The sequence below is a fragment of the Saccharopolyspora soli genome, assembly GCF_022678645.1.
GTDB lineage: Bacteria > Actinomycetota > Actinomycetes > Mycobacteriales > Pseudonocardiaceae > Saccharopolyspora > Saccharopolyspora soli.
In genome coordinates, this window is sequence record NZ_JALBWV010000063.1 from 1 (window position 1) to 12,639 (window position 12,639).

Annotated in this window: 12 protein-coding genes; 3 read left to right on the top strand and 9 right to left on the bottom strand. The window is 70.9% G+C overall.

Features of this window, described 5'->3' with window-relative positions; genetic code table 11:
• Nucleotides 1–119: 119 nt before the first annotated feature.
• From MOQ72_RS34595 to MOQ72_RS34625, 7 genes are all read right to left on the bottom strand, one after another.
• A complete protein-coding gene (locus tag MOQ72_RS34595) occupies nt 120–974 on the bottom strand; it encodes an FAD binding domain-containing protein (protein WP_242190042.1) in 855 nt (284 codons plus the stop codon).
• Nucleotides 971–3,361, bottom strand: coding sequence for a xanthine dehydrogenase family protein molybdopterin-binding subunit (locus MOQ72_RS34600; protein WP_242190043.1), 2,391 nt, complete (start codon nt 3,359–3,361; stop codon nt 971–973). The genes MOQ72_RS34595 and MOQ72_RS34600 overlap by 4 nt, the downstream gene beginning before the upstream one ends.
• Nucleotides 3,358–3,918, bottom strand: coding sequence for a (2Fe-2S)-binding protein (locus MOQ72_RS34605; RefSeq protein ID WP_242190044.1), 561 nt, complete (start codon nt 3,916–3,918; stop codon nt 3,358–3,360). Before MOQ72_RS34605 ends, MOQ72_RS34600 begins: the two co-directional genes overlap by 4 nt.
• Nucleotides 3,919–4,208: 290 nt before the next feature.
• Nucleotides 4,209–5,327, bottom strand: coding sequence for an XdhC family protein (locus MOQ72_RS34610; RefSeq protein ID WP_242190045.1), 1,119 nt, complete (start codon nt 5,325–5,327; stop codon nt 4,209–4,211).
• 91 nt (nt 5,328–5,418) lie between these two features.
• Nucleotides 5,419–6,558, bottom strand: a complete 1,140-nt coding sequence (locus tag MOQ72_RS34615; RefSeq protein ID WP_242190046.1) for a vWA domain-containing protein — start codon at nt 6,556–6,558, stop codon at nt 5,419–5,421.
• Between the two features lie 67 nt (nt 6,559–6,625).
• Entirely contained in the window at nt 6,626–7,513 is an 888-nt protein-coding gene (locus MOQ72_RS34620) for an AAA family ATPase (protein WP_242190047.1), read from the bottom strand.
• A gap of 45 nt (nt 7,514–7,558) precedes the next feature.
• Nucleotides 7,559–8,137, bottom strand: coding sequence for a TetR/AcrR family transcriptional regulator (locus tag MOQ72_RS34625; RefSeq protein WP_242190048.1), 579 nt, complete (start codon nt 8,135–8,137; stop codon nt 7,559–7,561).
• Between the two features lie 63 nt (nt 8,138–8,200).
• On the opposite strand from MOQ72_RS34625, the gene MOQ72_RS34630 reads away from it, so the two are divergent.
• From MOQ72_RS34630 to MOQ72_RS44825, 3 genes are all read left to right on the top strand, one after another.
• Nucleotides 8,201–8,713 carry an SRPBCC family protein gene (locus MOQ72_RS34630; RefSeq protein ID WP_242190049.1) on the top strand — a complete coding sequence of 171 codons (513 nt, stop codon included), beginning with the start codon at nt 8,201–8,203 and terminating at the stop codon, nt 8,711–8,713.
• 135 nt (nt 8,714–8,848) lie between these two features.
• Complete coding sequence (locus tag MOQ72_RS34635; RefSeq protein WP_242190050.1) at nt 8,849–9,406, top strand: suppressor of fused domain protein; 558 nt, start codon at nt 8,849–8,851, stop codon at nt 9,404–9,406.
• A 125-nt stretch (nt 9,407–9,531) separates the two neighbouring features.
• The gene (locus MOQ72_RS44825) at nt 9,532–9,789 is read left to right on the top strand and encodes a PspC domain-containing protein (protein WP_277955131.1); all 258 of its coding nucleotides are present in this window, start codon (nt 9,532–9,534) and stop codon (nt 9,787–9,789) included.
• A 15-nt stretch (nt 9,790–9,804) separates the two neighbouring features.
• Here the strand turns inward: MOQ72_RS44825 and MOQ72_RS34645 are convergent, their stop codons facing one another.
• Entirely contained in the window at nt 9,805–11,811 is a 2,007-nt protein-coding gene (locus MOQ72_RS34645) for a glycoside hydrolase family 84 protein (RefSeq protein WP_242190051.1), read from the bottom strand.
• 145 nt (nt 11,812–11,956) lie between these two features.
• On the bottom strand, nt 11,957–12,625 hold the full coding sequence (locus MOQ72_RS34650) for a copper homeostasis protein CutC (protein WP_242190052.1): 669 nt from the start codon (nt 12,623–12,625) through the stop codon (nt 11,957–11,959).
• Nucleotides 12,626–12,639: the final 14 nt, after the last annotated feature.

Genomic DNA, 12,639 nt, shown 5'->3' on the forward strand with positions numbered 1-12,639 from the left:
CCCCCCCCCCCCGCCCCCCCGCGGCGGGCCCGGCCCCCCCCCCCCCCCCCCCCCGCGCCGCGGGGGCCCCGGGGGGCCCCCCCCCCCCCCCCCCCCCCACGACCGCTGACCTGCCGGAACTAGCCGCCCGCTGCGGCGAGCACCGCGCGGCCGGTGAGCACCTCGGCCAGGTGTTCGCGGTATTCGACGTCCGCGCTGGCGTCGGACGCCGGGCTGGTTCCCTCCGTGGCGTGCTGGGCCGCCGCGCGGATCGCCTCGGCCGTGGCGGGCTGACCGACCAGGGCCTGTTCGACGCCGGTCGCCCGGATCGGCGTCGGCCCCATGTTGGTCAGCCCGACGCGGGCCTGCGCGATCGTGCCGTCGGAGACCTGCACCGCGGCGGCCACGCCGACGATGGACCAGGCTTGGGCGACGCGGTTGAACTTCTCGTAGTGCGCGCGCCACCCGGTCCACTTCGGCATCCGCACCTCGACAAGCAGTTCGCCGGGCTGCAGCGCGGTGGTGAAGTAGTCCACGAAGAACTCGGCGGCGGGCACGGTGCGCCGCCCGGACGGACCGGCCACCACCATCTCGGCGTCCAGCACCAGCGCCGGGGCCGGTAGGTCACCGGCCGGATCGGCGTGCGCCAGCGAGCCGCCGAAGGTGCCGCGATGCCGCACCTGCGGATCGGCGACCGTCCGGGTGGCCAGCGCGATCAGCTTCGCGTGCTGCTGCACCAGCGGATCGCGCTGGACGTCGTGGTGCGTGGTCATCGCGCCGATGACCAGCGAGTCGCCGTCCTCGCGCACCCCGCGCAACGCGGCGATCCGGCCGAGGTCGACGATCACCTGCGGATCGGCCAGCCGCATCCGCAGCACCGGCAGCAGGCTCTGCCCGCCAGCCAGCACCTTGGCGTCCTCCCCGGCCTCGGTGAGCGCGACGACCGCCTCCTCCACAGTGGAGGGTGCGACGTAATCGAACTGGGCGGGAATCACCGGGTACCTCCCTGGGCGTCCATCGTGCGGGCGCGGGCCACGGCCCGCCACACCCGCTGCGGCGAGCACGGCATCTCCACGTCGTCGACGCCCATCGGGCGCAGGGCGTCCACGATCGCGTTCACCACCGCCGGCGTCGAGGCGATGGTGCCCGCCTCGCCGACTCCCTTGACACCCAGCGGATTCGACGTCGCGCGGGTTTCGGTGCGGTCGGTGACGAACTCCGGCAGGTCGGCCGCCGAGGGCACCAGGTAGTCGGCCAGCGTCCCGGTGGTCAGTGTGCCGGACTCGTCGTACGTGGCCTCCTCGAACAACGCCTGCGCGATGCCCTGCGCCAACCCGCCGTGCACCTGGCCTTCCGCGATCAGCGGGTTGACCACGGCGCCGATGTCGTCGACGCAGACGTACTTGCGGATCTTGACCTGCCCGGTCTCGGTGTCCACTTCGGTCGCGCACAGGTGCGTGCCGTGCGGGAAGGAGAAGTTCTCCGGGTCGAAGGTCGCTTCGGCGTCCAGGTTCGGCTCCACCCCGTCCGGCAGGTCGTGCGCGGCGAACGCGGCGAGCGCGACCTCGGCCAACGCGGTGCCCCGGTCGGTGCCGCGCACGCCGAAGCGCCCGGCGGTGAACTCCACGTCGTCCTCGGCGCATTCCAGCATGTGCGCGGCGATCCGCTTGGCCTTCTCCACGACCTTGTCCGCCGCGTTGACCACCGCCATGCCGCCGACGGCCAGCGACCGCGACCCGTAGGTGTCCATGCCCTTCGGCGAGACCTGCGTGTCGCCGTGCAGCACCTCGACGTCCTCGAACGGGACGCCGAGCCGGTCGGCCACGATCTGGCTCCACGCCGTCTCGTGCCCCTGCCCGTGCGGTGACGCTCCGGTGACGACCTCGACCTTGCCGGTCGGCAGCACCCGGATCGCGGCGTGTTCCCAGCCGCCCGCACCGTAGGACAGCGAGCCCAGCACGCGTGACGGGGCCAGTCCGCACATCTCGGTGAACGTCGAGATGCCGATGCCCAACTGGACCGGGTCGCCGGAGCGGCGCCGTTCTTCCTGCTCCTCGCGGAGTGCCTGGTAGCCGAACAGGTCCACGGCCCGATCGGTGGCGGCCTCGTAGTTGCCGGAGTCGTAGGTGAGCCCGGAAACCGTGTTGTACGGGAATTCCTCGTGCGCGATCCAGTTCTTGCGCCGCAGTTCCATCGGATCCATGTCGAGTTCGGCCGCGAGCTCGTCCATCATCCGCTCGATGGCGAACGTCGCCTCCGGCCGTCCCGCGCCGCGGTAGGCGTCGGTGGGCGTCTTGTTGGTGAACACGTTGGTGCAGCTGAAGTGGTAGGCGGGGATCTTGTAGATCGCGTTGAACATGAACGCGCCCAGGATCGGAATGCCCGGCGTGACCAGCCGCAGGTAGGCGCCCATGTCGGCGAGCAGTTCGACCTTCAGCCCGGTGATCTTGCCGTCCCGGGTCGCCGACATCGACAGCTGCTGGACCTGGTCCCGGCCGTGGTGCGCGGAAACCATCGTTTCGGAGCGGGATTCCGTCCACTTCACCGGCCGACCCAGCTTGCGGGCCAGCACGAAGGCGATGAACTCCTCCGGCGTCACCTGCAGCTTGCCGCCGAACCCGCCGCCCACGTCCGGCGCGACGACCCGGATCTTCTGCTCCGGCACGCCGAGCGACATCGCCAGCATCAGCCGCAGGATGTGCGGCACCTGGGTGGCCGACCACATGGTGATCTGCTCACCGGTCGGATCGACGACCACCGAGCGCGGCTCCATGAACGCCGGGATCAGCCGCTGCTGCCGGAAGGTCCGGTCGATGCGCACCTCGGCGGTGCGCAACGCCTGCTCGACGTCGCCGCCGGTCCCGGCCTCGCCCGAGTCGAACGTCCAGGTCGCGTTGCGGTTGGTGCCCAGATCTTCGTGCACCAGCGGCGAATCCGGTTGCAACGCCGCGGCCATGTCGAGCACGACCGGCAAATCGTCGTAGTCGACGTCGATGGCGTCCAACGCGTCGCGCGCTTCGGCCGCGCTGCGCGCCGCGACCACCGCCACCGCCTCCCCGGCGAAGCGCACCTCGTCCACCGCCATCGGCGGTGCCGCGGGCGCTTTCATGTCCTCCGTGATCGGCCACGCGCACGGCAGGCTGCCCTGCTCGTCGGCGATGTCCCGACCGGTGATCACCGCCACGACGCCGGGCATCCGGCGTGCGGCGTCGGTGTCGATCGACGCGATCCGGGCGTGCGCGGCCGGACTGCGCAGGATCGCCAGGTGCAGCGTGCCCGCCGGTGTCAGGTTGTCGGTCCAGCGGGTTCGCCCGGTGATCAGCCGCGCGTCTTCCTTGCGCTTGCGGGAGCGCCCGAGTTCCGGTTCCACGACCGATGTCATGACTGCCGACCTCCCGTCACCTTCGCCTGCTCGTCAGCGGGTGTCCGAGGTACCGGAGTGTCCTCGGTGTGCTCGACAGCAGGCCCGACACCGGGCTGCATGCGCTGCGCCGCGTCGCGGACCGCGCGGACGATGTTCTGGTAACCGGTGCAGCGGCAGAGGTTTCCCTCCATGCCGTCCCGGATCTGCTCGTCATCGGGTTCGGGCACTTCGGCGAGCAGGTCCAACGCCTGCATGATCATCCCCGGTGTGCAGAACCCGCACTGCAAGGCGTGGTTGTCGTGGAATGCCTGCTGCAACGGGTGCAGTTGGCCGTCTTGGGCGAGCCCTTCGATGGTGGTCACGTCGTGCCCGTCGGCCTGCACCGCGAGCACCGAACAGGACTTGACGCTGTGGCCGTCCAAGTGGACGGTGCACGCGCCGCAGTTGCTGGTGTCGCAACCGACGACGGTGCCTACTTTGCCGAGACGTTCGCGGAGGTATTGGACGAGCAGCAGGCGCGGCTCGACCTCATCGGTGTATTGGGTGCCGTCGACGTTGACGGTGATGCGCGGCATTGGGCGGCCTCCTTGGAGGAACTGGCCCGCGGTGCGCGGACGGTCGGGAACAGACTGCTCCGCCTGGGTGACGGAAGTCACTGGAGTGAGCCTGCTACGCCAACCGAACGCGGGCAAGCGCTGAAAGCGTTGTCTCCGAATTCGCTCTCCGTGGCGGTTGTCGGTAGCGCAACCTCAGCGCCTGTCGTTGAGCCCGTGCCCCTGGCCACCCTGCTGAGACGACATGGGAGAACGCCAGTGGAGGCCCTGCAGCGGTGCCGGTGCGGCACCGCCGCTGCAAGACCAAAAACTCACGAGTGGTGGTGAATCGGCCCCTCGACGTCGGAGAGTCGCACCCCGCGGCCACCCCAGCGCAACGCGATCAGCTCCGCCGCGATGGACACCGCGGTCTCCTCCGGGGTGCGGGCACCGAGGTCGAGGCCGATCGGCGAGGAGAGCCTTTCGAGCTCGGCATCGGTCAGTCCCTGCTCCCGCAGCCGCCGCAGCCGGTCCTCGTGGGTCCGCCGGGAGCCCATCGCGCCCACGTAACCGACGTTCTGCCGCAGCGCCGCCTCCAGCACCGGCACGTCGAACTTCGGGTCGTGGGTGAGCACCATGACCGCGGTCCGCTCGTCCAGCCGTCCGGCCTCCGCCTCGGCGGCCAGGTAGCGGTGCGGCCAGTCCACCACCACGTCGTCGACGCCCGGGAACCGGCTGTGCGTGGCGAAAACCGGTCGCGCGTCGCAAACCGTGACCCGGTAGCCGAGGAACGCGCCCATCCGGGCCATCGCGGCGGCGAAGTCGATCGCGCCGAACACCAGCATGCGCGGCGGCGGCTCGAAGGAGTTCACGAACACCCGCAGCCCTTCGCCCCGGCGCTGCCCCTCCGGGCCGTACTCGATGACACCGCTGCGACCGCTGGCCAGCATGCCGCGCGCATCGTCGGCCACCGCGTCGTCGATCCGTCCCGCCCCGAGACCGCCGCTGGTGCGGTCGCGCCACACCAGCAGGTGCGAGCCGACCCTGGCGGCGTCGGGGTGTTCCAGGACGGTGGCGACGGCGACCGGCTCCTCGGCTCGCACCGACGCGGCGACCACGTCCAGCTCCGGGAACGTCTCCTGATCCACCCGTTCCACGAAGACATCGAGGATCCCGCCGCAGGTCAGACCCACGGCGAAGGCATCGTCGTCGCTGACGCCGTAGCGCCGCATGACCGGCTCGGCGCCCTCCAGCACACCGGTGGCTTCCTCGTAGACCGCGCCCTCGACGCAGCCGCCGGAAACGCTCCCGATGGCTTCGCCGCCGCCGGTCACCAGCATCGACGCCCCCGGCGGTCGGGGCGCCGACTTGAACGTCGCGACCACGGTGCCCAGCCCGACGGCCTCGCCCGCCTCCCACCTCTTGGTCAACTCGTCCAGCACATCGCGCACAGCGCACCTCCGCTTCTCGACGCCTCCCGGCGCTGTGTGCCAGTTTCGGGCAAAACTGACACGCTCCTAGCCCGGTTTCCGGGCGCCAGTTCTAGGCAGAACTGGCAGGCACCTGGGCTGGCTCGTCCCCGCACTGGGACAGTCGCCGGACCCAGGACCACACGTCCTCCAGCGATCGCAAGCTGTGTCCGGCCACCATCCGGTCAACGTGCGGCATGGCCGCCACAATTCCGGATTGCACCGGTTGATATCCGTCATGTCCGGCGTGCGGGTTCGCCCAGATCACCGCGCGGGCCAATCGTCGCAGCCGCCGCATCTGCTCGGTGAGCGCCGCCGCGTCACCGCGTTCCCAGCCGTCGGAGAACAACACGACCACCGAACCCCGCGCGACACCCCGCTGCCCCCAGCGGTCCAGGAACACCCGCAACGTCTCGCCGAGCCGGGTACCGCCGGAGAAGTCCGGCACGGCGCGGGACGCCGCCAACAACGCGGCCTCCGGGTCGCGCTGCCGGAGCTGCCTGCTCACCCGCGTCATCCGGGTGCCCAGCGTGAAAACCTCGGTGCTGGCAGGTGATCGACGCACCACGACGTGCGCGAACCGCAACAGCGCATCGGCGTACGGGCTCATCGAGCCCGAGACGTCGATCAACAGCACCACCCGGCGCGGCCGTCGCGAACGCTTCTGGCGCGGCAACCGGATCGGCTCGCCACCGGAGCGCAACAGCTCGCGCAGCGTGGCGCGCGGGCTGAGCGCGCCGCGCTTGTTGCGGCGGTGCCGCAGCGCGGGCCGCGAGGGCGGTTCCGGGCGCAGCACCGCGAGCATGCGGCGCAGGTGCTCGCGCTCCGGCACACCAAGCTCCGCGAGGTCGCGACGGCGGAGCACCTCCGCGTCGCTCGCGGCGGCGGCAAGCGGCTCGTCCGCGTCGCCGTCGCCCTCGCCGTCGGCAGCGGTGAGCGCAGCGATCCGCGCCGGACGCGGCAGCGGACGGCCCGGCTGCTCGGCGGGCAGCGCAGCGCCGCCGAACCAGCTGCCGAAGGCAGCGTCGTAGCGGGGGACGTCGTCCGGGTCGGAGCACAGCGTGAGGCGGCCAGCCCAGTAGACCGCGGCGCGGTCGTCGATGCCGACGTGTTCGGTGGCGGCGAGGAATGCCTGGACGCGGGTGGGGCCGCAGGCCATCCCGGAGTGGCGCAGGGCGCGGGCGAAGCCGACCAGGCCGGTCAAGGTCTGCATTTCGCCCCCTTCGGTCGTGAGTGCTCAACCGGGTTGGAGCCCGGTTGAGCACTCACGAGCAGTGCTCTCACGGTGCCACGATGCCCGCGGCACGAACCCGTTCGGCGTCCTCGCGGTACTTCAGCACCGCGCCCAACGTGGTCGCGGCGACCTCGGTGTCCAGCTCGTTCTGGTCGAGCGCCTGCAACGCCTGCGCCCAGTCCAGCGCCTCCGCCACGCCTGGCGGCTTCAGCAGCTCCATCTGCCGCATCCGCTGCACCGCGGCAGCCACCTGCTCGGCCAGCCGGATCTCCAGTCCCGGCAGGCGGCGCCGCAGGATCGCCACCTCCCGGTCCAGGTCCGGATGTTCCAGCCAGTGGTAGAGGCAACGGCGCTTCAGCGCGTCGTGCACCTCGCGCGTCCGGTTCGAGGTCAGGACCACGATCGGCGGCTCCGGTGCCGTCACCACTCCGAACTCCGGAATGGTGACCGCGTATTCCGACAGCACCTCCAGCAGGAACGCCTCGAACTCGTCGTCGGCGCGGTCGATCTCGTCGACGAGCAGCACGCAGGGCGCCTCCTGCAACGCGCGCAACAGCGGCCGCGCCAGCAGGAATCGCGGGGTGTAGAGGGAGGATTCGGCGGCGTCGACGTCCAGCTCACCGCTGGAGGCCGCTTCCAGCGTGCGCAGGTGCAGCAGCTGGCGCGGGAAGTCCCAGTCGTAGAGCGCCTGCGCGGCGTCGATCCCCTCGTGGCACTGCAACCGGATCAGATCCACCCCGAGCGCCGTGGCCAGGGCTTGCGCCAGCGCCGTCTTCCCGGTGCCGGGTTCGCCCTCGCACAGCAGCGGGCGACGCATCCGCATCGCCAGGAAAGCCGCCGTCGCAATGCCATCGTCGGGCAGGTACCCGGTCTCGTTCAACGCCGTCGCGACCTCGGCCGGGGACTTCATGTCAAACGCGTCATCCACCGCCATGCCGCCGAGCGTATTCGAACAACCGGCCCGAAGGCGATGAGCCGATCATCCGGCGAGCAGATCCCGAACCGCGTCGGCCACTGTGCCAACCTCCAAGGCGGGGATCGGATCACCGCGCACCAGGTACCGCCGAACCACCGCGTAGGGCAGATCCACGACCGCGAGGACAACGCGGGAGTGCCCGCGGGCATCGGTCCGGCCGAGCCGTTGCGCCAGGTCCGCCAGGGCCTGCTCTACCTGCGCGTTCCCAGCCGCCAGGCGGTCGCGGGCCGACTCCGCCCACTCCGCCGCGCCGAAGGCGCCAGCCCCGGCCAGCAGCACTTTCGCCTCGTCCGGGTGCGCGCGGCACCACTTGACCACGTACCGCGCCGCCGCGACCGCGGCTTCCTGCGGTTGGCCGTCGAGCGCGGCGAAAAAGCCTTCCTGGAACCGGAAAGCGGTGCGCAGCCACAACGCCGACAACAGCGCGGCCTGGTCCGGGAAGCGGTGGTAGACCGAGCCGCTCGGCGCGCCCGCGGCCCGCGCCACTGCGGCCATCGTCACACCTCGCGGCCCGGTTTCCGCGACGAGCGCCACAGCGGCATCGAGGAGTCGGTCGGCGTCGTGCTGGGGAGGTCTACCCATGTATTGGAGGATATGCTCTAATTCAGTTTTAGAGATAATCCTCTAAAAATCGAGGAGGTCGCGATGGCGATCCGCAACCTGCACGTCAGACACCTACCGGTGGACGAGAACACCGCCGGGGCGTTGATCGACTCGCTGGCGAGTCCGCACGACCGTTTGTGGGCGCACGACGAGTGGCCGGAGATGCGGTTCGACGGTCCGCTCACCGTGGGCGCCTCCGGTGGTCACGGCCCGATCCGGTACCGGATCGTCGGCTATGCGCCCGGCCGCTGGATCCAGTTCCGCTTCACCGCGCCGCGCGGCTTCGACGGGATCCACGAGTTCACCGTGCACCCCGAACCCGACGGCACCGCACTGCACCACCTGCTGTCCATGCACGCCCGCGGCCCGGCCCGGATCACCTGGCCGCTCGTGTGGCGTCCGCTGCACGATGCGGTCCTGGAAGACAGCCTCGACCGAGCCGAGCGGGCCACCACCGCAACAGTGCGATCGGCGGCGCGCTGGTCGTGGTGGGTGCGCATGCTGCGCGCCCTGGCATCGGCAAGCCCCCGCCTGCGAAGCGCCCCACCCGCGTAGCGCGCGCCGCCGGGCAGGGTGGTCGCGTTTGAGCGAGCAACTGGCGATTTCTCGCAACTCCGGCCAGTGGTCGAGTCGCGGTCGGGGGCTGCCGGGGCGGGCTTTAGGATCTCGGGGGCTTTCGGGAGGTGGCGCATGAGCCGGTTCAGCGGGTTTCCCGCGCACGTCGAGACGCACATCGGCAAGGTTCGCGGCGCCGACAGCCGGAGTGCGGATGGGCGGGAACGCGGCTACCACCTCGTCTACTGCGACCATCCCGACGGCGCGCACGTCTCGGTGCTGACCAGCGGACTGCGCGACCAGACGGCGGGTGCCCCGCTGCCGCAAGAACTCGTGTGCACGTTGCAGACATCCCAGGAGCGCTACGCGCGGCACCTCACCGGCGCGATCGCCGAGCTGCTGACCGAGAGCAACAGCCGAGTCGGCTACGGCGCGCTCATCATGAACGACCGAATCCTGTTGCCCGACACCGAGATCTGCGGCGCTCTGGCCGCGCCGCACCCCTACCTCGGCGACTCGTTCGACGTCCTGCTGGACGACGGCGGACAACCGGTCCTGCAACTCATCACGCTGATCCCGATCACCCGCGGCGAGGCGCAACTGGTGTCCCGCTACGGCCGCAACGCCTTGTACGACTGCTGGGAACGAGACAGCAGCAACCTCCTCGACATCCACCGCCCCTCCGCCACCTGACACCCAGCACCGCCCGAACAGCTGCCAACGCCCGACGGGGCCAGGGGTCGGCAGGGGTCGAATCGGGGGTGGACCAGGGGTGTTCCCGGAGGTTCGCACCGCGGCGCGGGCGCAGGCTTTGGGGCATGAGCGAGAATCCCTCCGCCATCGGCAGCATCAACACCGACAACGCCATCGGTGCCGGGGCCACCGAGCCTCCGGCGCGCAAATTCCGACGCAGCCGGGACGACGCCATGATCGCCGGGATCTGCAGCGGCGCAGCCAAGGCGCTCGGCGTGGACGCGACGATCATCCGCGTCGTGCTGCTCGCCGCCACCCTGCTCGGCTTCGGCGCTGGGATCGTGATCTACCTCGCCTGCTGGATCATCGTTCCCCAGGAGTGACCCCGGCCCCAGGTATCAGCGGATGTTCGGGGCCTGGTCGATGAAGGTGTCCAGCACGCCGTCGGCTACCAGGACTTGGCCCTGGGGGCGGACTTCGTCGGGCGAGGTTCGGATCTGCCTGGCGCGCTCGACGAACTGCCGGGCCGCGCTGAAGTGCTCGAAGGTGCGCCCCTCGTCGCCGTCCGCCCGCGCCTGCAGGCCGTCCATCGTGGCCACCAAGGCGTTGCCCCAGAGTTCGGTGGCCGCCAGCCACGGCTTCACGTCGGAGACGAAGTCCGCTGGCGCGCCCGAGCCGATCTGCTGCGGCGCGGCCACGATCGCCTGCGCGTAATCGCGCAACTCGCGAACCGCGCCCGCCCGGTCGCCGCCGTCCCACTTGGTGCGGAAGTCCTGGATCCGCCGCGCCAACTCCGGTGCGGGCGGCAGCCACGGACGCCCGCTGGCCAGCGGCGCCATGTGCTCCAGGTCGAAGAACACCAACAGCGCGGAAACGGTCGCGGGATCGGCGACCAACCCCGGCGAACCGCCCGCCATGCGCCGCCCGGCCAGGTACTCGGCCGCCGCGCGCCAAGCCCGCTGCGGGTCGAAAGCCGCGTCGTTCCAGGCGAAATCGGCGGCCCCGAGCTCCACGACCTTGCTCGCGGCCGCCTGGTTCATCGGGTTCACCACGACTCCCGCGAGCTGCCCGCTCAGCCCGGGTTGACGCTTGTCGTACGGCCCGAGCATGACCCGCCCGACGGAGCCGTCGAAGTCGTTGACCGGGTAGTTGTCCCACAGGAACAGCTTGCGCCCCCAGACCTTCTCGGCCTGCTGCGCATCCGAAACGGTGATCTGCCGCGGAATCACGCCGTCACCGGTCCACATCACCAGCACCCGCGGGTCGAGCGTCGACCGGATCGCCGTCTTGTAAGCCGAATCCGCCACGTCGGAGTACTCGGTCGGCACGAACTGCAGCGGCGCCACGCCGGGGTGGGTGTCGACGAACTCGCGCTGCACGCGGTTCAGCAGTTCCGCTTGCGCGCGTCCGGCCGCGCCTTCGGACGGTGGACCGTACTTCGCCTCGTCGCCAGCGCAGTTCCAGCGGGTGTAGGAGATGTCGTCCAGCGGCACCGAGAAGTCGCGCACGCCCGAGTCGTACATCGCCCGCAGTTTCGCCACCAGAGCACGGAAATCCGCGTCGTCGCTGTAGCAGATCGAGGTGCCCGGCGAGAGCGCGAAGGTGAACTTCACGTGGTGCGTCCCGGCCTGCCGGATCAGCTGCTGCACCTCGGCGAGCTTGTCGGCCGGGTACGGTTCGCGCCACTTCTCCCGGTGGTACGGGTCGTCCTTGGGCGCGTAGATGTAGGTGTTGAGCTTGACGTCGCCGTAGAAGGCCAACTGGTCCATGCGTTCGGCGTGCGTCCAAGGTGGACCGTAGAAGCCCTCGATGCTGCCGCGCAGCGGCATCGACGGGTGGTCCACGATGCCCACCCCGGCGATCCGGCCCGGCGAGGCGATCTGCCGCAGCGTCTGCACGCCGTAGTAAGCACCAGCGGCGTCCGACGCGCCGATGAACAGGGTCGGGTCGCCGCCGCCACGTCCGGCCAGCACGTACCCCTCGGCGGGCAGCGGCGCGGGTGCGCCGTAGCCCACCTCTTGCAGGCCCTTCACCACCGACGGGGACACCCGGTCGCCGATGCGGATGCGCAGCGTGGCGTCCTCGGCGGGCTGTCCCGGATCGCGCACCACCACGTCGCTCGCCCCGGCCAGCCGCAGCACCTGGACGGCGAGGTCGCGGGTCGGTTGGTCGACGAGCGGATCGACGATCACTTCGACCTTGCCCTGCACCGGGATGTCGTCGCCGAGCCGCTTCATCTCCTGCGGCTGCGGGGTGACCTGTGGCAGCCCGGTCGCGGGCAGCGAGCGCTGCGGCGGCGCGGTCGGCTCCGGCGCCTGCGGCGCGGTGTTGGTGCAACCTGCCAGCACTGCGCACACCAGTGTCGCGGCCACCGCGAACCGCCGCCGGGCATTTCGACCGAGCATGGCTCCTACCTCGTCTGGACTACCACCGGCCCCCAGGAGATCACACGCCGGTCTCGGCCGCTGGAAGGGCTCACGACACGCCGAGGGCGCCCAATTTGGGGAAATTGGGACACAAGAAAGCAAGGTTCCGCATTTCGGAAGACCGTTAGGCGTCGAGGAGCTCGCGCCAGGCGCGGACGCGGTCCGCGAGCACCGCGGCGCCACCCGCAGCTCGGGCCGCAGTGCCGATGTGGAAACCGCGCACCCCGGCAGCCCGCAGGTCGGTGACGTGCTCAGGCCGCAGGCCGCCACCGGCCAGCAGCAGCACGCCGTCGACGTCTTGCTGCGCAGCGAGTTCGCGCAGGTTGGCAAGGCCGTCCTCGACTCCGCCGGGGTCACCGGCGGTCAGCACGGTGTCCGGACCGAGCGACACGGCGTGATCCCAGGCGAGCCGGTAGTGGGCGGCGTGATCCACCGCCCGGTGGAAGGTCCACGGGCAGCCGTCGAGGTCGGCCAGCACATCGCGCGTCGCGCCGACGTCGACCTGGCCGTACGCGTCGAGGAACCCGAGTACGAATTCCCGCGCCCCGGCCGCTCGCAGCCCACCGACCCGCCGCCGTGCGGCCTCGACATCGACGGCGAAATCGGGGTGATCGCGCACCATGACCCGCACCGGCAGATCGGTGGCGGCGAGCACGCTGCGCACCACCCCAACATCCGGGGTGAGGCCGTCAGCGGCCAGATCCCGCACGAGCTCCAACCGGTCGGCGCCGCCCGCCTGCGCGGCCTCCGCGTCGGCGGCGTCCACGACGATCACTTCCAGCAACCCACCCATACCCGCACCATAAG